The organism is Pseudomonas sp. ML2-2023-3, from assembly GCF_037055275.1.
Taxonomy (GTDB): domain Bacteria; phylum Pseudomonadota; class Gammaproteobacteria; order Pseudomonadales; family Pseudomonadaceae; genus Aquipseudomonas.
The window spans coordinates 861544-880654 of the sequence record NZ_CP146343.1 but is presented as its reverse complement, the minus strand read 5'-3'; the positions used below and the strand labels follow the sequence as shown (position 1 = coordinate 880654).

Genomic DNA, 19111 nt, shown 5'->3' with positions numbered 1-19111 from the left:
GGCGCCCGTACTGGCAATTTAAATCATGTCTGTATTCACCCCACTGACTCGCAGCGAGTTGGAAACCTTCCTTGCGCCTTACGAACTCGGCCGCCTGCTCGATTTCCAGGGAATTGCCGCGGGAAGCGAAAATACCAACTACTTCATCAGCCTGGAGAAGGGTGAATATGTCCTGACCCTGGTTGAGCGCGGCCCGGTCAAAGAAATGCCGTTCTTTATCGAGCTGCTGGATGTGCTGCATGACGCCGACCTTCCGGTGCCTTTTGCCCTGCGCACCGTTGACGGCCTGGCCCTGCGCGAACTCAAGGGCAAACCGGCATTGCTGCAACCACGCCTGGCGGGCAAGCATATTCGTGAGGCCAACGCCCAGCATTGCGCCCAGGTCGGGGAATTGCTCGGTCACTTGCACACAGCCACGCGCAACAAGGTACTGGAGCGCAAGACAGACCGCGGCCTGGACTGGATGCTGGCTGAAGGACCCGCCCTGATGGCTGATTTGTCGCCTGACTCGGCAGATTTGCTGCAAAAGGCGCTACAGGAAATCACTGAGCGCAAGGCACAGATCCTGGCACTGCCCCGGGCCAACCTGCACGGCGACCTGTTTCGCGACAACGCGATGTTTGAAGGCACTCATCTGACGGGGCTGATCGACTTTTACAACGCCTGCTCAGGTCCAATGCTGTACGACGTGGCGATCGCCCTGAATGACTGGTGTGCTGACGAAGAAGGTCAGATCGACGCCCCGCGCGCGCGCGCCCTGCTCGGCGCCTATGCGGCACTGCGCCCGTTCACGGCTGCTGAAGCCGAGTTGTGGCCAACCATGTTGCGCGTTGCGTGCGTGAGATTCTGGCTGTCGCGCCTCATCGCCGCTCAGACCTTTGCCGGTCAGGACGTGCTGATTCACGATCCGGGCGAATTTGAAAAACGCCTGGCATTGCGTCAGACGGTGACCGTACAACTGCCGTTCGCGTTGTAACAAACACTGAAATCAATTGTGGGAGCGGGCTTGCTCGCGATTCAAAAGGCGCGGTGTATCTGAACAGACGCGTCGATCCAATCGCGAGCAAGCCCGCTCCCACATAGGTTCTGGCAAGCTGCAACTTTTGTGAACGCCACACAATCTGTGAGAGTCGGCTTACAAGCTTTCCAGACACCCCGCCAGGTCATTGCCCAGCTTTTCCAGCAACTGCTCGTAGCCCTGCGCCGTCGCGGGGGTATAGCCGCCCAATGCATCCAGCTCCGCCAACTTGACCGGCAAGCCGGCCGTCAGGGTGTCAGCCAGACGCGGACGCAGAGGAGGGTCGCTGAACACGCACGTCTTGCCCACTTCCTGCAAACGCTTGCGCATGGCCGCTACGTGTTGAGCGCCCGGCTGCACTTCCGAAGCCACGCTGAACGTACCCGTGTGCTTAAGACCGTAAGCGCTTTCGAAATAATCGTAGCCTTCATGGAAGACGAAGAACGGCTTGTCGGCAATTCCGGCCATGCGGGCTTTCAAGCGCGCATTCAATTCGTCCAGACGCTCATTGAAAGCCTTGAGGTTGCCCTGGTATCTGGCCGCATTGGCGGGGTCTTTTTCGCTCAAGTCAGCGGCCATTTTTGCAGCAATCACCCGTGCATTGTCCGGCGCCAGCCACAAATGCGCATCCAGTGTGCCAGGACGATGATCGTGATCATGTTCGGCGGCATCTTCTTCGTGGGAATGACTATCTTCGGCGAAATGACGCAGCTTCAAACCCGGCAGGGTTTGCACCGTCACTGATGGCAAGGTGCGAGTCTTGATCACCCGCGGCAAAAAACCCTCCATGTCCGGACCGATCCAGTACAAGAGATCCGCCGACTGCACACGCCGTACGTCGGATGGTCGCAACGCATAGTTATGCGGCGAAGCATTGGGAGGCAAAAGTACCTCCGGGTGCCCTACGCCGTCCTGTACGGCAGCGGCAATCAGTTGCAAGGGCTTGATGCTGGTCAGCACGCTCACCTCGGCCTGAGCCGGGTTAATCACAAGCAAACTGGCACTTAGAGCTAGAAAAAGGGAAAAAAGACGGGGCACGATGAGCACTCATGGTGGCTGAAACAGGTAACATAATAACGTCTCTCTCAAAAATCGTCGCCGCCCATGCCTATAACACCGCTTGCCAGTCGTCCCCATGACCATTCTCATTGTGTCCACAGTGCGCTTACTGAGGCCGATGTTCTGTGTGCGCAAAAAGGCCTGCGCCTGACCGCTTTGCGACGTCGGGTGCTGGAACTGGTGTGGCAGAGCCACAAGCCGCTGGGCGCCTACGACATTCTGGCCGTGCTCAGCGAGCAGGACGGTCGCCGCGCCGCGCCGCCGACCGTTTATCGCGCCCTGGACTTCCTGCTCGACAATGGCCTGGTGCACCGCATCTCGTCGCTCAATGCCTTTGTCGGCTGTAGCCATCCCGAGCATCCGCATCAGGGCCAGTTCCTGATTTGCCGCACGTGCCACGCCGCCATCGAACTTGAACAAAAATCCATCAGTGACGCGATTATCAACAGCGCACGGGATGTCGGCTTTACTGTCGAAGGCCAGACCGTCGAAGTGGTCGGTTTGTGTTCGGGTTGCCGGGAGGCCTGATGAGCACTGCACTGATTCGCCTGCAACACGTCACCGTGACGTATTCCGGGCAAAACGTACTCGACAATATTGAGCTGAGCGTTGAGCCGGGCCAGATCGTGACCCTGATCGGCCCCAACGGCGCGGGTAAAACCACGTTGGTCAAGGCCGTACTCGGCCTGCTCAAGCCCACCAGCGGCAGTGTCTGGCGCAAGCCTAAACTGCGTGTTGGCTACATGCCCCAGAAGCTGCACGTTGACCCGACACTGCCACTGTCGGTGCTGCGCTTTTTGCGCCTGGTGCCCGGCGTAGATCGCGCCCAGGCCCTTGAGGCACTGAAGGAAGTCGGCGCCGAGAAGGTGATCGACAGCCCGGTGCAAAGCGTTTCAGGCGGTGAAATGCAACGTGTGCTGCTGGCCCGTGCCCTGCTGCGCAAACCCGAATTGCTGGTGCTCGACGAACCGGTTCAAGGCGTGGACGTGGCTGGCCAATCGGAGCTGTATGCCCTGATCACCCGCCTGCGCGACCGCCACGGTTGCGGCGTGCTGATGGTTTCCCACGATTTGCATCTGGTGATGAGCACAACCGATCAGGTGGTGTGCCTTAATCGCCACGTCTGCTGTTCAGGCCATCCTGAGCAGGTGAGCGGCGACCCGGCCTTTGTCGAGCTGTTTGGCAAAAACGCACAAAGCCTGGCGATTTATCACCACCATCACGACCACGCCCATGACTTGCATGGTTCGGTGGTCAACGAAAACACCACGGCGGCATCCGCCCACGTTCACGGAGAAGGCTGCAAGCATGGCTGATTTTCTGCTTTACGCCCTGCTGGCAGGTCTGGCTTTGGCAATAGTTGCAGGACCTCTGGGTTCGTTCGTGGTGTGGCGGCGCATGGCCTACTTCGGCGACACGTTGTCCCATGCGGCCCTGCTGGGTGTAGCGATGGGTTTCTTGCTGGACATCAGCCCCACCATTGCCGTGACCGTGGGCTGCCTGCTGCTGGCCGTGCTGCTGGTCACGCTTCAGCAACGCCAATCGTTGGCATCCGACACGTTGCTCGGAATTCTCGCCCCGAGTACCTTGTCCCTCGGGCTGGTCGTACTAAGCTTCATGCATGAAGTTCGGATTGATCTGATGGCGTATTTGTTTGGCGACCTACTGGCCATCAGCCCTACCGACCTGATGTGGATTCTGGGCGGCAGCGCTGCGGTACTGGCGCTTCTGGTTGCGCTGTGGCGGCCGTTGCTGGCGATTACTGTTCACGAAGAACTGGCCACGGTGGAAGGTTTGCCAGTGGCCGCGTTACGCTTGACCCTGATGCTTTTGATCGCCGTGGTGATCGCTGTGGCGATGAAGATCGTCGGCGTGCTGTTGATCACCTCCCTGCTGATCATTCCGGCAGCAGCGGCCCAACGCCATGCGCGCTCTCCGGAGCAAATGGCACTGGGCGCCAGTGCCCTGGGAATACTGGCCGTGTGTGGTGGCCTGGCCTTGTCATGGTTCAAGGACACGCCAGCGGGGCCATCGATTGTGGTGTGTGCCGCTGCACTGTTTTTGCTGAGTTTTGTTCTGCCCCGTCGAGGGGTGTAGACTTGCTTGTTTTTTGCGCACTTAGAGAGCCGCAGGAATGAAGCTGTTCAACTTCCGTTACTTGCTCCTGGCCGCATTTTCCTTGCTGCTGGGCGCCTGCCAAAGCACGCCGTCGGCCGATACTACTGCCGTTGACGCTCGCGCTGCGGCCATCGCACAGCTGGAGCAAAACCTGGCCAGCAGCGAACTCGCGACCGCTGAAGACCAACTGAGCACCTTGCAGGCCCAGACGCCGGATGATCCGCAATGGGTGCAGTACCAGCGCCAACTGGCCGAAGCCTACCTGCAGCGCAGCCAGATCGTTCTGCAAAAAGGTGACGTCAACGCCGCAGCCACAGCCCTGAGCCGTGCCCGCGCCCTGATGCCCAAAGCACCTGCGCTGACGGGCGGCGTCAACAGCGCCATTGCCCAGGCACGCAAGGCCGAGCTGGATAAAGCCGAGGCAGCCCTCAAGGCAGCTGAAGCCCGTCCACCGGCCAAGGTGATCGACCCGGCGGCCCTGAGCACCACCGTAGCGCTGAACATCACCGATAGTGCGAAACTTCGCCATCAACTGGATTTGATCGCGCAAGATATCGTCAATTACCAGTGTGCCGTCAGCCTGCAGGTTCCGCGTACGGCGGACTACCCGTGGCTGGCCACACTGATCAGCAAGCGCGTTAAAAAGCTCGACCCCGGGTTTGACCTGAGCCTTGAGCGTCAGATCATTCGCCATGTGCCTGCGCAATTGGTACTGACACCGCGCAAGCCTTGATACAAAAAGTCGCCGCCTGTGCCAACCCAGAGTATTGCGCCCTAGCGCAACACTGGCACACGCGGCGATTAGCATTTTCTGACCTTTGATTTCTTATTCCAAAATCAAAGGAATGCCCATTAATAAATGCTAAGTCAAGCATATGCGAGCACGATAAGATGCGTGCCCGGCTTACCGCTGAACTTCTATTTACGCGCCCACAAGGTTCGCTACGTGATTGAGTTTCATAACGTTCATAAAACTTACCGGGTTGCCGGTAAGGACATTCCCGCGCTGCACTCCACCAGTTTGCGTGTTGAGAGCGGCAAGGTGTTCGGCCTGATTGGCCACTCCGGTGCGGGTAAAAGTACATTGCTGCGCCTGATCAACCGCCTTGAAACCCCGAGCGGCGGCAAGATCATCGTCGACAACGAAGACGTGACCGCAATGGACGCCAACGGCCTGCGCCGCTTCCGTCAGCAAGTGGGCATGATCTTCCAGCACTTCAACCTGCTGGCCTCCAAGACTGTGGCCGACAACGTTGCAATGCCTCTGACACTTGCCGGTGAATTGTCCCGCAGTGCTATTGATCAGCGCGTCGCTGAATTGCTCGAACGCGTAGGTCTGTCTGATCACGCCAAAAAGTACCCGGCGCAACTGTCGGGCGGCCAGAAACAGCGTGTGGGCATTGCCCGTGCCCTGGCCACCAAACCCAAAGTATTGCTGTGCGACGAGGCCACCAGTGCCCTCGACCCGCAAACCACCGCCTCTGTGTTGCAACTGCTGGCCGAGATCAACCGCGAGCTGAAGCTGACCATCGTGCTGATCACCCATGAGATGGATGTCATCCGTCGTGTGTGTGACGAAGTGGCGGTGATGGATGCTGGCGTTATCGTCGAGCAAGGTCCGGTGGCCGAGGTGTTCCTGCACCCCAAGCACCCGACCACCAAGCGTTTTGTGCAAGAAGACGAGCAGATCGACGAGAGTGAGCAGCGCGACGATTTCGCTCATGTACCTGGCCGCATCGTCCGCCTGACCTTCCAGGGCGAATCTACTTACGCGCCTCTGCTGGGCACCATCGCCCGCGAAACGGGTGTGGACTACAGCATCCTGGCCGGCCGCATTGACCGCATCAAAGACACCCCTTATGGGCAACTGACCCTCGCCATCACCGGTGGCGACATGGAAGCGGCGTTCGCCAGCTTCGTTGCTGCTGACGTTCATATGGAGGTGCTGCGCTAATGGAATCCTTCCTGGGCTTCTTCTCCAACATTGATTGGTACGAAATATGGCTAGCCACCGGCGACACCATGATCATGCTCGGCGGTTCGCTGCTGTTCACGGTATTGCTCGGCCTGCCACTGGGCATCCTGCTGTTCCTGTGCAGCCCGCGCCAGCTTCTTGAACAGAAAGCCCTGTATGGCGCGCTGTCTTTTGTGGTGAACATCCTGCGCTCGCTGCCGTTCATCATTTTGCTGGTCGTCATGATCCCGCTCACCGTGGTGATCACAGGAACCTCACTGGGTGTTGCCGGCGCCATTCCACCATTGGTGGTGGGCGCCACACCGTTCTTTGCCCGCTTGATAGAAACAGCCTTTCGGGAAGTGGATCGCGGCATCATCGAAGCCACTCAGGCTATGGGCGCCAATACGCGCCAGATCATTACCAATGCCTTGTTGCCCGAAGCGCGCCCCGGCATTTTTGCCGCGATCACGGTGACGGCAATTACGCTGGTGGGCTACACCGCAATGGCGGGCGTGGTTGGCGCTGGCGGTCTGGGGGATTTGGCCATCCGGTTCGGTTATCAGCGCTTCCAGCCTGACGTGATGATCGTCACAGTGGTGCTGTTGCTGATTTTGGTGCAAATTCTGCAAACCGTTGGCGACAGGCTGGTGGTTCACTTTTCACGCAAGTAAACGCGACCCGCGTCAATAAACGTAACCGCCAGCCCACGGCTGGCAGATACCTGAACCCAGGTATTCACAAGGAGTTGCTGAATGAAGAAGTTATTTGCTGCTGTGGCCGCTGTTGCGGCGTTTTCGGCCCACGCGGGCGACCTGTCGGTAGCCGCTTCCCCGGTGCCGCACGCCGAGATCCTGGAGTTCGTGAAACCTGCATTGGCCAAAGAGGGCGTCAACCTCAAGGTCAAGGTCTTCACCGACTACATCCAGCCAAACGTACAAGTGGCCGAAAAACGCCTGGACGCCAACTTCTTCCAGCACCAGCCGTACCTGGATGAGTTCAACAAGGCCAAGGGCACCCACCTGGTCAGCGTTGCAGCCGTTCACCTTGAACCGCTGGGTGCTTACTCGAGCAAGTACAAAAAACTTGATGAACTCAAGGATGGCAGCACCGTTGTCATCCCCAACGACGCCACCAATGGCGGCCGTGCGCTGCTGCTGCTGGACAAGGCTGGCCTGATCAAGCTCAAGGACTCGACCAACATCCTGTCCACGGTCAAGGACATCACCGCGAACCCTAAAAACCTGAAGTTCCGCGAACTGGAAGCCGCCACCATTCCGCGCGTGCTGACCCAGGTTGATCTGGCGCTGATCAACACCAACTACGCGCTGGAAGCCAAGCTGAACCCGGAAAAAGACGCACTGGTCATCGAAGGTAGCGACTCGCCTTACGTGAACATTCTGGTAGCTCGCCCGGACGATAAAGATTCGGCTGACATGCAAAAGCTGGTTGCAGCCCTGCATACCCCGGAAGTGAAAGCCTTCATTCTGGAAAAATACAAAGGCGCCATCGTTCCGGCGTTCTAAGCATTACCAGTAGTCGCTGCCGCAAACTGCGGAGGGAGTTTCCAAGCCTTCGAGAAAACGGGGGGCTTCGCCCCCCCTTCGCAGCCTGCGGCAGCGACTACAGGCTTCTTTCCTTTACTTGCGCTCAACCAACCCCGGCAACTGGGCAACCATCTTCTGGTTGTTGAACGGTGCGCGGATAAAACCTCGCTGAGTGCCGTCCGGCCCGATCAGCGCCAGATTTCCACTGTGATCCACCGTGTAGTTCGGCTTGCTGGTATCCGCCGGAATAAATGGAATGCTCACCGCGTTGGCCAGTGTTTGCAGTTCATCGATGGAGCCCGACGTCAGGCCCACAAACTGCGGGTCAAAGTAGCCCAGGTACTGCTTGAGCTGTTGCGGCGTATCGCGATTGGGGTCGACGCTGACCAGCACGATTTGCAGTTTGTCCTGCACCTCTTTAGGCAGCTCGCTTTTGATCTGACGCAACTGGGCGAGGGTGGTCGGGCAAATGTCCGGGCAGAAGGTGTAGCCAAAAAACAGCAGGCTCCACTTGCCTTTCAGCTCGTTCATCACCACCGGCTGGCCGTCCTGGTTGGTCATTGTCACCTGCGGCAACTGACGGCTTTGCGGCAGCAAAATGATCCCCGCATCAATCAGAGACGTGTTGTCGCCCTGACTTTTACCCGACATCATTTTGTTAAACGTCAGGCCCATGACCAACGCCACCAGCGCAACGAGGATATAGACGGTTTTTTGAGTTTTAGTCATAGGTTCAACACTAGGTAGTGATCGACAAGCAGCGCGATAAACAGCAAGAACAGGTAATAGATAGAGTACTTGAACGTGTTGATCGCCGCGTGCGGCTGGGTGCCACGGTACAACACCCACGCCCAATGCAGAAAGCGTGCGCCCAACCCTAGCGCACACGCCAGATAGAGCAAGCCGCTCATGTGAATCACAAACGGCAGCAGGCTGACTGCCAGCAGCACGAAGGTGTACAGCACGATATGCACCTTGGTGTAGTGCTCGCCATGGGTCACCGGCAACATCGGGATATCAGCCTTGGCGTATTCCTCCTTGCGATGAATGGCCAGCGCCCAAAAATGCGGCGGGGTCCAGGCGAAGATAATCAGCACCAGCAGCAGCGGCTCGGCGGTGACGTGCCCCGTGACTGCCACCCACCCCAACAATGGCGGCGCCGCACCGGCCAGCCCGCCGATCACAATATTCTGCGGCGTGGCCCGCTTCAAAAAACCGGTGTAAATCACCGCGTAACCCAGCAAAGACGCCAGCGTCAGCCAGGCGGTGAGGGGATTGGTAAACGTCAGCAGCAGCCCCATGCCCGCCAAGGCCAGCAACAGGGCGAATGACAGCGCGCCAAGCGGTGACACACGCCCCTGCGCCAGCGGGCGTTTATGGGTGCGGGCCATGACGGCGTCAATGCGCCGGTCCACCACATGATTGACCGCCGCAGCCCCGCCTGCACACAGTCCAATCCCCAGATTTCCGAAGATCAGTACTGTCCAGGGCACTCCGGCACGGGTCGCCAAGAACATGCCCACCAGCGAGGTAATCAACATCAGTACCAGCACTTTGGGTTTGGTCAGTTCCAGATAATCGCGCCACAACGCTTGCTGCGCCCGTTCGCCAATCAAGGTCGCCACGGCTGTTCTCCTTTCAGGCTGTAGGTCCAGCGGGCAAAGCGCGGGGCCCGGACCCTGACCAGGGCCGTACGCGCGTGGTAGTTGACCAGTACCAGCGTCATCAGTAACGCCGCGCCACCGGCGTTGTGTGCCACCGCCACCGCCAGCGGCAAGCCAAACAGTACATTGCTGAGCCCCAGACTGATTTGCACCGCCAGCGCCACCAGCAGCAACCCCGCCAGGCGGGTCATGCCGACCCTGCGCAACTGCCAGGCCAGGCCCAGCAACACCAGGGTCAGCAACAGCGCGCCCAGACGATGGGTGAGGTGGATCGCCGTACGGGCCTCACTGTCCAGTTGCCCGCCAAGGTAGTTGGGACCGATGTGCTGAGTCAGGTGAAAGCCATTGGCAAAGTCAGCTTCGGGCCACCACTGGCCGTGACAGGTCGGCACGTCGACACAGGCCACGGCGGCATAGTTGGAACTGACCCACCCCCCCAGCGCGATTTGCATGATCGCCAGCACCAACCCGGCCGTGGCCCAGCGCTGCAAGCGACGGGGCACAGCCAGCGCGGGCAAGACGCCGGACAGGCGCAGGGTCAGCAAAAACAGCAGGCTCAAGGTCGCAAAACCGCCCAGCAAATGGCCCGTGACCACCTGCGGCCACAATTTGAGCGTCACCGTCCACATGCCAAAAGCCGCTTGGGCAATCACCACCAGCAAAATGAACAGCGGCAGCTTGAGCGGTTGATCCGGCACATGCCGTTGCCGCCAGGCCCGTGCCGCCAACAGCACGATCAATAAGCCCAGCGTGCCGGCGAAATAACGATGGGTCATCTCGCTCCAGCCCTTGTCAGCCTCCACCGGAGTATCGGGAAAATGCAGTTCGGCATGGGCCAGTTGCGCCTCGGTCTTGGGCACGCTGATAAAGCCATAGCAGCCGGGCCAGTCCGGGCAGCCGAGCCCGGCGTGGGTCAGGCGGGTGTAGGCGCCGAGCAGCACCACCACCAGCGCCAGCAAGGTGGCAAACAACGCGAGGCGAAATCCAGCTTTGGCCATGACAGAGCCCCTATCCGATATTGGACAGCTTGAGCAGCAGGCGCAGGTCGTTGAGCACGTCCTTGCCGATAACCCCGGGGCCGTAGCGCAGCACCAGATTGCCGTGGGGGTCGATGATCCACAGTTGCGCGGCACCGTTGCCCTCGGCGCCCTGTGTATAAGTCGGCACGTCCAGGGTGTAGCGCTGTAACTGCGGATACTCGAGTTGCAGCTTGGCGGCGTAGGCCGCGTCCACCGGCTGTGCGACCGCCAGCCCGTGGGTTGCACGGGACGCATCGCGGCCCAGGCCGATTTGCAGTTGGCGGGCCAGATACACCAGTTGCTGGCAATCCGCCTCGCAGGCTTGTGGCGCGGTCACCAGCAATTGCCAGCGTTGCTCATCGGCCGCCACCCCAAGGGCGGCCCGGCTTTGCCCGTCGCCAATCAGCTCACCGTGATAGCTGCGGCTGTCGGGCACCCAGAATTTGAGTTTGTACATGCCCGTGGCCAACACCATGGGGCCAACGGTAAGCAGCAAAATAAGGATCAGCTGCAACCGTCCGCGCCGACGTGTAGCCGTGGACGGGACGCGTGCGGTATCAGGCTGATTGATGGCCGTTCCCATGGCGTTTCTCCTGAGCAGTGTGCCAACCGAGGTACAGATAAAGACCGAGCAAGGCCAGCGCCATCGCGAACCACTGCACGGCATAAGCGGTGTGTTTCTCCGGGCCCATGCCCGTGGAGATCAGCGGCCAGTCGGCCTGATACGCTGCGGGGCCGGGGGCGATACGCACCTCATCGGCAAAACCTTCGCGGCCCAGCTCGGCCCACAATTTGTCAGGCATCACGGCCGTTACCAGTCGTGGCCAGGGCGCGTCCGACGGATCGGCGTGTAACTGAAAGGGCGTGCCCGGAGACTCATAGACCCAGGCCTGAACGTCCAGTATCTGATCGGGGGTGGCGAACACGGGCGGTGTCTGGCGGCTCGGCCACGGCAACCAGCCACGATTGAGCAGCAGCCACTGGCCGCTGGCCTGATCCTGAAAAGGTTGCAGCAGCTCGACGCCGACCTTGCCGTCCCGTACGCGGTTGTCCAGCAACAGGCTGTGTTGCCCATCCAGATGCCCGCGCAACTGCACACGGCGAAAGGCAGGGCCGTCCAGGGTCAGCAATTGCCCGACCGTTACCGGCGCGGCCACCTGGCGCTCGGCGTAGCTGTCGAGCAACACGCGTTTCTGCTCACCGCGGCCAAGCTGCCAGAACCCCAGAAACACCAGCACAGGCAGCAGTGCCAGCACCACCAGGGTGGGTGCAACACCGGGACGAAAGCGCGTCATAGCACGTAGACAAACAAGAACAGGCCGAGCCAGACCACGTCCACAAAGTGCCAGTACCACGTTGCGGCCTGGAAGCCGAACTGGTGCTCGGCAGTGAAATGCCCTCGAACGATACGAATCAGCATGATCAGCAGAATCAGTGCACCAATGGTCACGTGGGCGCCGTGAAAACCGGTGAGCATGAAGAAAGTCGCACCGTAGATCCCGGAGCCCAGGGTTAGCCCCAGCTCTTTGTACGCGTGGACATACTCTTCGGCCTGGAACCCCAGAAAACCGGCGCCCAGCAGCACCGTGACGGCCAACCAGAACTTGAGTGCCCCGCGATGACCTTTGTTCAGTGCGTAGTGGGCAATGGTGAGCGTGATGCTGGAACTGACCAGCAGCACTGTGTTGAGCAGTGGCAAGCCCCAAGGGCTGATGGTGCCTTTGGGCGGCGGGTAGAGGGCCGGGTCGGGGGTGTGCAGCAGCGGCCAGGCAAATTGAAAGTCAGGCCACAACATGTGCGCCACTCCCTTGCTGCCTTCGCCACCCAGCCAGGGGCCCGCAAAGTGGCGTACATAAAACAGCGCGCCAAAAAACGCGAGAAAGAACATCACCTCGGAAAAAATAAACCAGGTCATGCCCCAACGGAACGAACGGTCCAGTTGCGAGCTGTAGAGCCCGGCGCGGCTCTCCTTGATAACCGCGCCGAACCAGCCAAACATCATGTAGGCCACTATCAGGGCGCCGACAAAGAAGATCAGCGGGCCATGGGATTCAGGCCGCGCCGCCTTCAGATCGTTGAACCAGGTCCCCAGGCCATACACCGTGACCAGCAAGCCGATCGTGGCAATGATCGGCCACTTGCTTTGCGCCGGGACGTAGTACTGATCATGAGTTGCCATGGGGCTTTCTCCTTATCGGGAAGGCTGGTCAGCGTCCTTGCCAGCGATAGCGGCGACGGGCGGATGGCGAGCGGTGATATCGAACAGCGTGTAGGCCAGCGTCAGGTGTTTCACATCCTTGGGCATGGCCCGATCGACGATAAAGCGCATCGGCATCTCGATCCGTTCACCCGGTTGCAGCACCTGCTGGGTAAAGCAAAAACACTCGGTTTTGTGAAAGTACTGAGCCGCTTCGGCGGGAGAAATACTCGGCACCGCCTGCGCCGACATGGGGTGGTCGGTGGGGTTGTAGGCCACAAAGACCATCTCGTTGACCGAGCCGGGGTTGACCACCAACTGATCGCCCTTGGGATAAAAGTCCCACACCATGTCGATGGCATTGGTGGACAGAAACTGCACCCGTACCTGACGACTCGGGTCCACCACCTGCTCACCTTCGTACTGCCCGGCAGTCTTGCCGTTGATACCGAAGGCCCTGCACATCACGTCGTAAATAGGTACCAGCGCAAAGCCGAAGGCGAACATCACCACCACCATCAGTGACAGGCGCAGGACCAGGCGCTTGATGGAAGAGGACTCAGTCATGACCGTCTCCTGCAGGGATGTTCACTTGATCTCCGGAGGCGTCGTAAAGGTGTGGTAAGGCGCAGGTGAAGGCACGCTCCACTCCAGACCCTCGGCACCGTCCCACGGTTTGGCCGGTGCTTTCGGGCCGCCGCGAATGCATTTGATGACGATAAACAGGAACAGAAACTGCGTAACGCCAAACATGAATCCGCCAATCGACGACACCATGTTGAAGTCGGCAAATTGCAGGTTGTAGTCCGGAATCCGCCGCGGCATGCCCGCCAGCCCCACAAAGTGCATCGGGAAGAAGGTCAGGTTCATGCCCACAAACGACAGCCAGAAATGCAGCTTGCCCAAGGTTTCGTCGTACATGTGACCGGTCCATTTCGGCAACCAGTAGTAGGTCGACGCGAAGATCCCGAAGATTGCTCCCGGTACCAGCACATAGTGGAAATGCGCCACCACGAAATAGGTGTCGTGGTACTGGAAGTCCGCTGGCGCAATGGCCAGCATCAACCCGGAAAACCCGCCAATGGTGAACAGGATCACAAAGGCCACGGCGAACAGCATCGGTGTTTCAAAGGTCAGCGAGCCTTGCCACATGGTGCTGGCCCAGTTGAACACCTTGACCCCGGTCGGCACCGCGATCAGCAACGTGGCGTACATGAAGAACAGCTCGCCCACCAACGGAATGCCGACCACAAACATGTGGTGCGCCCACACGATAAACGACAGGAATGCGATGCTGGCCGTGGCGTAGACCATCGAGGTATAGCCGAACAGCGGCTTGCGCGAGAAGGTCGGGATGATCGAGCTGACGGCACCGAAGGCCGGCAGGATCATGATGTACACCTCGGGGTGCCCGAAGAACCAGAACACGTGCTGGAACAACACCGGGTCTCCGCCACCGGCCGCGCTGAAAAAGCTGGTGCCAAAGTGGATGTCCATCAACATCATGGTCACCACGCCCGCCAGCACCGGCATGACCGCGATCAGCAAGAAGGCCGTGATCAGCCAGGTCCAGACAAACAGCGGCATTTTCATCAAGGTCATGCCGGGGGCACGCAAATTCAGGATGGTGGCGATCACGTTAATCGCGCCCATGATTGAACTGATACCCATCAAATGGATGGCAAAAATAAAGTAAGTCACGCTTTCGGGTGCGTACGTTGTGGACAGTGGCGCATAGAACGTCCAGCCGAAATTAGGCCCGCCACCGGCGGTAAACAAGGTCGATACCAGCAGCAGGAACGCTGCGGGGAGCAGCCAGAAGCTGAAGTTGTTCATCCTCGGCAAGGCCATGTCGGGTGCGCCGATCATCAACGGAATCATCCAGTTGGCCAGGCCGACAAACGCGGGCATCACCGCGCCGAACACCATGATCAGTCCATGCATGGTGGTCATCTGGTTGAAAAAGGCCGGAGCCACAATCTGCAGGCCGGGCTGGAACAGCTCGGCGCGAATGACCATCGCAAACGAGCCGCCGAGCAGGAACATGCAGAAGCTGAACCACAGGTACAAGGTACCGATGTCTTTGTGGTTGGTGGTCAACACCCAGCGCATCAGGCCTTTGGCCGGACCATGGGCCTGGCCGTCTGCATGTCCGTGGTCATCGATAACAGCACTCATGTCCTGACTCCTGCAAACAGCTGGACCAAGAAGCCAGCGGCACATTGCCCCCGACCGTTGCGTGCGCACGTCACTGAGCGGCTCACTTGCCTTGCGCCTGTTTGAGCGCCAGCACGTCTTTTGGCGTCACCATGTCGCCCTTGTTGTTGCCCCAGGCGTTGCGTTCATAGGTCACGACGGCGGCGATATCCACTTCGGACAACTGCTTGCCGAAAGCGGCCATGGCCGTGCCCGGCTTGCCGAAGAACACGCGGTGCAGGTGATCGGCGGCCGGGCCGGTGGCAATCGGTGAACCCTTGAGCGCCGGGAACATGGGCGGCAGACCCTGACCTTCGGCCTGGTGACAGGCTACGCAGGCGGTGTGATAGACCTTGTCGCCACGAGCCACCAGCTCGTCGAGGGTCCAGTCCTTGCTGGTCAGCTCCTTGAGCTGCGCGGCCTGGGCCTTGCGCTCGGCCAGCCAGGCGTCGTAGTCCGCACGGGTTTTGACATCGACCACAATCGGCATAAACCCGTGATCCTTGCCGCACAGCTCGGCGCATTGGCCTCGATAGATGCCGGGCTTCTCGACGCGGGTCCAGGCTTCGTTGATAAAGCCCGGAATGGCATCACGCTTGACCGCAAAGGCAGGCACCCACCAGGAGTGAATAACGTCGGCCGAGGTCACCAAAAACCGCACTTTGGCGCCAATGGGCAACACCAGTGGCTCATCGACTTCGAGCAAGTAGTGCTCGCCCTTGGGGGCCTGGTTATGGATTTGATCGGCGGGTGTGGCCAGGTTGCTGAAGAATTCGACGTCCTGGCCCAGGTATTTGTAATGCCACTTCCACTGATAGCCGGTGACCTGGATATCCACATCCGAATCACTGCTGTCATAGATATTGATCAGGGTCCTGGTCGCAGGCACGGCCATCGCGATCAGGATGACCAGAGGGATTACGGTCCAGAGAATTTCGACCGTGGTGCTCTCATGGAACTTGGCCGCCACCTGGCCGGTGGAGCGACGGTGAACGATCATTGACCAGAACATGGCACCGAAGACGATGATGCCGATCACCACGCAGATCCAGAAGATGATCATGTGCAGGTCGAAGACCGCATGACTGACTTCGGTCGCCCCAGGCGACATGTTCACTGTCCAGGCCGCGTGAGCCTGGCCGAACACTGACCACAACAGCAAACCCATCCATAGATGTGGATGTCGCATCGCGGTGCTCCCCTTTATTTTTCTTGTTATTGCGCCGGTCTGCATCTGTGTTACGGGCAGCGCTACAAGGGGGCGGTTTCAAAACCTGCGAACTCTTACCGCCGAGCCTCGTCTGCTCAAGCAGTCGGGCGTCATCAAAAAACGGTTACAAAAACGAGTATAGACACCGAGTCCAACCCCGCAATGGGAGGGGCAAAAACAATGAAATAACCCCCCATCGACAAATGGCACTCACTGCCCGGTCATAAAATGAATAACAATACTCCCCCTGAAAAAAAGCCTCTCCTTGACTTGAGGAGGGCTACTTTTAAAGTACTTCCCTGCCTAGCACCCCCCCTGGAGTTCCAATGAACACCGCCGCCATCCGCGTGCAGATCTCGCGTGCCCAAGAACATGAGGCCGAAACGGGCCTGCTCGCCAAGCATCTGGCCGCTCAATTGCCACACCTTCACACCGCCATTCAACTGCCTGAAGTCGACCGCAATCTGGTGATGACACGTTTCGTCAGCGCCTACATCGACCAGGTGCCCGACTTGCTCGATGCGGCCAATGAGGTTGCTCGCGAGGCCGGTATCGAATCGCAAATCAAGCCGATACTGAAAATCGCCGAACAGTTTTTTGCCCAGCCACTGCCACTGCTCGCGGGTCACGAAGGCCTTGAGGGTTTGCTGGATGAGGCTTACCTGGCGCACCGTCTGGTCGAAGAGGTCAACGACCTCTACATCAAGCACTTCCAGCAGCCACTGATCCCGCTGGACATGACGGTGGCCAACCTGATTGCCCACCAATTGATTGGCGAAGACTTTGCCAACCAGCTGGACGCCGCCGTGCATCACGCTGTTGACCTGATGCTCAATGACGAAAGCTTCGCTCTGGAATCGGTCGAAGCCTACCGCGAGCGCCTGACCAGCCCCGAGACCGGCGCGGCCTGGAAGCGCTGGCCTTGCCTGTCCAAGCAATTGGGTGTCGGGTTGGCGTTGTAATCACAAGCTTGTAGCCGCTGAGGAGCGTAGCGAGGCTGCGTTCGGCGGCGCAGAGCCTGAGTGCAAGTTCTGCCTGACACACTGTGCAATTCGTCTTTACGACGGCTACGCCGCCGATCGCAGCCTTCGTGCCTCGTCAGCGGCTACAAGTGTCGCGCCGTTTAAAACCGTGCTTTAGGCGTCGCGCTCGGGATCGCAGTGGTGCCATCCAGCGGCAGGAAGGCGCCCTTGTCGGCGTCGTAGGCCTTGATCTGACTGGTTTCGATATCGTAAACCCAGCCATGAATAAACAGATGCCCGTTGGCCATTCGTGACGCCACCGACGGATGCGTGCGCAAGTGCTGCAACTGGGCAATCACGTTCTCTTCGGTCAGTACGTGCATGCTTTCGGCTTCGTTGGCGCAATTGCAATTGTCCTGAACCATGGTCTTGGCCACTTCAACGTGGTGCAACCAGGCTTTTACCGTCGGCATTTTTTTCAGGCTGGCGGGGTTGAGCACTGCACGCATCGCGCCGCAATCGGAATGCCCGCAAATGATGATGTGCTGCACGCCCAGTGCCAGCACCGCGTACTCGATGGCCGTCGAAACACCGCCGTTCATCTGACCGTATGGCGGTACGACGTTGCCAACGTTACGGGTCACGAACAAATCACCCGGCGCGCTCTGGGTAATCAGCTCCGGCACGATTCGCGAATCGGCACAGGCAATAAACATCGCACGCGGGCTTTGTGCCGTGGCGAGTTTTTTGAAAAAGGCTTCTTGTTCAGGGAAGATTTCGTGATGAAAGTGCAGAAAGCCATCAACGATATGGTGCAGTGCTGTATCAGCACTTTCAGCCGCGGCCGAGGGCTGTGGTTTAGGCTTGTCAGTCATCGGTATATCCCTGGGCAAAGTGGAGACGAATGTTACCTGAACTCAAATCCTGCTGAAAATACACAACCCGTAGCAACTTTCAGCAACGGACTACAAATCCAGGGCTGCCAGCGCTTTTGCCGCGTCTTCCAGCTCCAGTTCACTGAACACCTGAACCCCGGCACCGATCAATAACGCCGCCGTCACGCCCTGACCTTCGACCTTCACGCCGCCAAAACTGCCGTCATACGTCTGCACATTGCCGCAAGACGGGCTGTTGGCCTTGAGGATGGCGATGCGGATGCCGTGCTGCGTCACCAGCGCCAGCGCCTGCCGGGCCCCGGATAAAAAGGCTGCGGTCACATCCTCGCCTTCGACAGTCATCACCGGCGCTCTGCCCGCAAGCACTTCAACTCCTTGGCCGCCGGGGATTTCCGCCGGCGCACGGGGTGTCGGCAAACCACCCGCCACTTCCGGGCACAAGGCAATGACCCGACCTTCAGCCTGCCACCGGGCCAATTGCGCATACGGGCCGCTGGCGCCGCCGTCGTAGCGCACGGGATGGCCCAGCAGGCAGCGGCTGATCAACAGTTTGTGGCTCATAGAACTATCTCGGTGGCACGACGACGAAACCAACCGGTCAACGACAAACGGTCACGGGTCGCTGGCATCACTTCGTGGGGGATCTCACCCGAGAGGAACACCACCAGACAACCACCGGTCGGCAACACGTCATAGTCGACATTTCCTTCGAGGTACATGCGCAAATGCCCACCGTGCTCGGGCAGCCAGCTCTGATTGAGGTACACCACGGCCGACACCATGCGCCTGTCATCGTCGCGAAAGCGGTCCAGATGCTTGAGGTAGAACGCACCGGGCGGGTACAGCGCAAAGTGACTTTCAAAGTCCTCCAGGCCCAAAAAAAGCCTGCGATTCATGGCGATTCGCAGGCTTTCCATTAACTCCAGATAACTGTCACAGGCCAAAGCCTCTCCCGGCTCCAACCATTGGATATGGTCACCCCGTATACCCTCGCGAACCTCCTGGGTCAGGCCGCGTCCAACCGCTGCGGGAGTGAGTTCACCTTCAGCAGAACGTTTATGGCACTCAGCCGCCAGCTCGAGGGTCAAAGCCTCGGGCAGGAAAATAGTTTGCTGTGACCATCCCTGCGCGTACAGGTCGTCGACGATGCGTAGAAACAGCGGGTGATCAGAGGGTATTGGCATGGCGCGCATAGTATCGAGCCGCCTCAAAATCTGACAGCTCCGTCTGGCCGGCAACGTCGAAAAATTTCACCTGTGCATTTAAAGCCC

22 protein-coding genes are annotated in these 19111 nt (G+C 59.3%); 9 read left to right on the top strand and 13 right to left on the bottom strand.

What is annotated here, in order from left to right; all coding sequences use genetic code 11:
• Positions 1-25: 25 nt before the first annotated feature.
• Positions 26-976 carry a homoserine kinase gene (locus V6P94_RS04055; protein ID WP_326398709.1) on the top strand — a complete coding sequence of 317 codons (951 nt, stop codon included), beginning with the start codon at positions 26-28 and terminating at the stop codon, positions 974-976.
• 159 nt (positions 977-1135) lie between these two features.
• Here the strand turns inward: V6P94_RS04055 and V6P94_RS04050 are convergent, their stop codons facing one another.
• On the bottom strand, positions 1136-2056 hold the full coding sequence (locus tag V6P94_RS04050; protein ID WP_133075099.1) for a zinc ABC transporter substrate-binding protein: 921 nt from the start codon (positions 2054-2056) through the stop codon (positions 1136-1138).
• Positions 2057-2122: 66 nt separating this feature from the next.
• Here V6P94_RS04050 and V6P94_RS04045 point away from each other — a divergent pair, with 66 nt between their 5' ends.
• From V6P94_RS04045 to V6P94_RS04015, 7 genes are all read left to right on the top strand, one after another.
• Positions 2123-2605: a Fur family transcriptional regulator gene (locus V6P94_RS04045; protein WP_133075098.1), complete on the top strand. Its 483-nt coding sequence runs from the start codon at positions 2123-2125 to the stop codon at positions 2603-2605.
• Positions 2605-3393: a zinc ABC transporter ATP-binding protein ZnuC gene (gene znuC, locus V6P94_RS04040; protein ID WP_133075097.1), complete on the top strand. Its 789-nt coding sequence runs from the start codon at positions 2605-2607 to the stop codon at positions 3391-3393. The genes V6P94_RS04045 and znuC overlap by 1 nt, the downstream gene beginning before the upstream one ends.
• Positions 3386-4174: a zinc ABC transporter permease subunit ZnuB gene (gene znuB / locus V6P94_RS04035; RefSeq protein WP_133075096.1), complete on the top strand. Its 789-nt coding sequence runs from the start codon at positions 3386-3388 to the stop codon at positions 4172-4174. The genes znuC and znuB overlap by 8 nt, the downstream gene beginning before the upstream one ends.
• 37 nt (positions 4175-4211) lie before the next feature.
• Positions 4212-4928 (top strand): PA5502 family lipoprotein, encoded by a 717-nt coding sequence (locus tag V6P94_RS04030; RefSeq protein ID WP_133075095.1) that lies wholly within the window; start codon positions 4212-4214, stop codon positions 4926-4928.
• Between the two features lie 213 nt (positions 4929-5141).
• Positions 5142-6149: a methionine ABC transporter ATP-binding protein gene (locus tag V6P94_RS04025; RefSeq protein WP_133075341.1), complete on the top strand. Its 1008-nt coding sequence runs from the start codon at positions 5142-5144 to the stop codon at positions 6147-6149.
• Positions 6149-6823 (top strand): methionine ABC transporter permease, encoded by a 675-nt coding sequence (locus V6P94_RS04020; RefSeq protein WP_133075094.1) that lies wholly within the window; start codon positions 6149-6151, stop codon positions 6821-6823. The genes V6P94_RS04025 and V6P94_RS04020 overlap by 1 nt, the downstream gene beginning before the upstream one ends.
• A gap of 81 nt (positions 6824-6904) precedes the next feature.
• On the top strand, positions 6905-7675 hold the full coding sequence (locus V6P94_RS04015) for a MetQ/NlpA family ABC transporter substrate-binding protein (RefSeq protein ID WP_046809345.1): 771 nt from the start codon (positions 6905-6907) through the stop codon (positions 7673-7675).
• Positions 7676-7789: 114 nt separating this feature from the next.
• Here V6P94_RS04015 and V6P94_RS04010 read toward each other — a convergent pair whose 3' ends face one another.
• The 9 genes from V6P94_RS04010 to coxB form a co-directional block, all read right to left on the bottom strand.
• Entirely contained in the window at positions 7790-8425 is a 636-nt protein-coding gene (locus V6P94_RS04010) for an SCO family protein (RefSeq protein ID WP_338649034.1), read from the bottom strand.
• A complete protein-coding gene (gene cyoE / locus V6P94_RS04005) occupies positions 8422-9321 on the bottom strand; it encodes a heme o synthase (protein ID WP_133075092.1) in 900 nt (299 codons plus the stop codon). The genes V6P94_RS04010 and cyoE overlap by 4 nt, the downstream gene beginning before the upstream one ends.
• Complete coding sequence (locus tag V6P94_RS04000) at positions 9309-10358, bottom strand: heme A synthase (RefSeq protein ID WP_133075091.1); 1050 nt, start codon at positions 10356-10358, stop codon at positions 9309-9311. Before V6P94_RS04000 ends, cyoE begins: the two co-directional genes overlap by 13 nt.
• Positions 10359-10368: 10 nt before the next feature.
• Entirely contained in the window at positions 10369-10962 is a 594-nt protein-coding gene (locus tag V6P94_RS03995) for a hypothetical protein (protein WP_133075090.1), read from the bottom strand.
• Positions 10937-11674 carry an SURF1 family protein gene (locus V6P94_RS03990; RefSeq protein WP_133075089.1) on the bottom strand — a complete coding sequence of 246 codons (738 nt, stop codon included), beginning with the start codon at positions 11672-11674 and terminating at the stop codon, positions 10937-10939. The genes V6P94_RS03995 and V6P94_RS03990 overlap by 26 nt, the downstream gene beginning before the upstream one ends.
• On the bottom strand, positions 11671-12558 hold the full coding sequence (locus V6P94_RS03985) for a cytochrome c oxidase subunit 3 (protein WP_133075088.1): 888 nt from the start codon (positions 12556-12558) through the stop codon (positions 11671-11673). The genes V6P94_RS03990 and V6P94_RS03985 overlap by 4 nt, the downstream gene beginning before the upstream one ends.
• A 12-nt stretch (positions 12559-12570) precedes the next feature.
• A complete protein-coding gene (locus V6P94_RS03980; RefSeq protein WP_133075087.1) occupies positions 12571-13143 on the bottom strand; it encodes a cytochrome c oxidase assembly protein in 573 nt (190 codons plus the stop codon).
• A 21-nt stretch (positions 13144-13164) separates the two neighbouring features.
• Complete coding sequence (gene ctaD / locus V6P94_RS03975; RefSeq protein WP_133075086.1) at positions 13165-14754, bottom strand: cytochrome c oxidase subunit I; 1590 nt, start codon at positions 14752-14754, stop codon at positions 13165-13167.
• Positions 14755-14836: 82 nt separating this feature from the next.
• Positions 14837-15961 carry a cytochrome c oxidase subunit II gene (gene coxB, locus V6P94_RS03970; RefSeq protein ID WP_133075085.1) on the bottom strand — a complete coding sequence of 375 codons (1125 nt, stop codon included), beginning with the start codon at positions 15959-15961 and terminating at the stop codon, positions 14837-14839.
• Between the two features lie 347 nt (positions 15962-16308).
• Between coxB and V6P94_RS03965 the strand changes: the two genes are divergently transcribed.
• Positions 16309-16944 (top strand): hypothetical protein, encoded by a 636-nt coding sequence (locus tag V6P94_RS03965; RefSeq protein ID WP_133075084.1) that lies wholly within the window; start codon positions 16309-16311, stop codon positions 16942-16944.
• A 161-nt stretch (positions 16945-17105) separates the two neighbouring features.
• Here V6P94_RS03965 and V6P94_RS03960 read toward each other — a convergent pair whose 3' ends face one another.
• The 3 genes from V6P94_RS03960 to V6P94_RS03950 all read right to left on the bottom strand — a co-directional run bounded on the left by V6P94_RS03960 (position 17106) and on the right by V6P94_RS03950 (position 19033).
• A complete protein-coding gene (locus V6P94_RS03960) occupies positions 17106-17819 on the bottom strand; it encodes a carbonic anhydrase (RefSeq protein WP_133075083.1) in 714 nt (237 codons plus the stop codon).
• Positions 17820-17909: 90 nt separating this feature from the next.
• Complete coding sequence (locus V6P94_RS03955) at positions 17910-18401, bottom strand: DUF523 domain-containing protein (protein WP_133075082.1); 492 nt, start codon at positions 18399-18401, stop codon at positions 17910-17912.
• On the bottom strand, positions 18398-19033 hold the full coding sequence (locus V6P94_RS03950) for a 2OG-Fe(II) oxygenase (protein ID WP_133075081.1): 636 nt from the start codon (positions 19031-19033) through the stop codon (positions 18398-18400). Before V6P94_RS03950 ends, V6P94_RS03955 begins: the two co-directional genes overlap by 4 nt.
• Between the last annotated feature and the right edge of the window lie 78 nt (positions 19034-19111).

Coding starts and splice junctions, on each gene's coding strand:
- V6P94_RS03990 (WP_133075089.1), bottom strand. CDS start 11,674: ATGACGCGCTTTCGTCCCGGTGTTGCACCCACCCTGGTGGTGCTGGCA.
- V6P94_RS04010 (WP_338649034.1), bottom strand. CDS start 8,425: ATGACTAAAACTCAAAAAACCGTCTATATCCTCGTTGCGCTGGTGGCG.
- ctaD (WP_133075086.1), bottom strand. CDS start 14,754: ATGAGTGCTGTTATCGATGACCACGGACATGCAGACGGCCAGGCCCAT.
- znuB (WP_133075096.1), top strand. CDS start 3,386: ATGGCTGATTTTCTGCTTTACGCCCTGCTGGCAGGTCTGGCTTTGGCA.
- V6P94_RS04055 (WP_326398709.1), top strand. CDS start 26: ATGTCTGTATTCACCCCACTGACTCGCAGCGAGTTGGAAACCTTCCTT.
- V6P94_RS04030 (WP_133075095.1), top strand. CDS start 4,212: ATGAAGCTGTTCAACTTCCGTTACTTGCTCCTGGCCGCATTTTCCTTG.
- coxB (WP_133075085.1), bottom strand. CDS start 15,961: ATGCGACATCCACATCTATGGATGGGTTTGCTGTTGTGGTCAGTGTTC.
- V6P94_RS03995 (WP_133075090.1), bottom strand. CDS start 10,962: ATGGGAACGGCCATCAATCAGCCTGATACCGCACGCGTCCCGTCCACG.
- znuC (WP_133075097.1), top strand. CDS start 2,605: ATGAGCACTGCACTGATTCGCCTGCAACACGTCACCGTGACGTATTCC.
- V6P94_RS03980 (WP_133075087.1), bottom strand. CDS start 13,143: ATGACTGAGTCCTCTTCCATCAAGCGCCTGGTCCTGCGCCTGTCACTG.
- V6P94_RS04045 (WP_133075098.1), top strand. CDS start 2,123: ATGCCTATAACACCGCTTGCCAGTCGTCCCCATGACCATTCTCATTGT.
- V6P94_RS03950 (WP_133075081.1), bottom strand. CDS start 19,033: ATGCGCGCCATGCCAATACCCTCTGATCACCCGCTGTTTCTACGCATC.
- V6P94_RS03985 (WP_133075088.1), bottom strand. CDS start 12,558: ATGGCAACTCATGATCAGTACTACGTCCCGGCGCAAAGCAAGTGGCCG.
- V6P94_RS04000 (WP_133075091.1), bottom strand. CDS start 10,358: ATGGCCAAAGCTGGATTTCGCCTCGCGTTGTTTGCCACCTTGCTGGCG.
- V6P94_RS04020 (WP_133075094.1), top strand. CDS start 6,149: ATGGAATCCTTCCTGGGCTTCTTCTCCAACATTGATTGGTACGAAATA.
- V6P94_RS03965 (WP_133075084.1), top strand. CDS start 16,309: ATGAACACCGCCGCCATCCGCGTGCAGATCTCGCGTGCCCAAGAACAT.
- V6P94_RS04015 (WP_046809345.1), top strand. CDS start 6,905: ATGAAGAAGTTATTTGCTGCTGTGGCCGCTGTTGCGGCGTTTTCGGCC.
- V6P94_RS03955 (WP_133075082.1), bottom strand. CDS start 18,401: ATGAGCCACAAACTGTTGATCAGCCGCTGCCTGCTGGGCCATCCCGTG.
- V6P94_RS03960 (WP_133075083.1), bottom strand. CDS start 17,819: ATGACTGACAAGCCTAAACCACAGCCCTCGGCCGCGGCTGAAAGTGCT.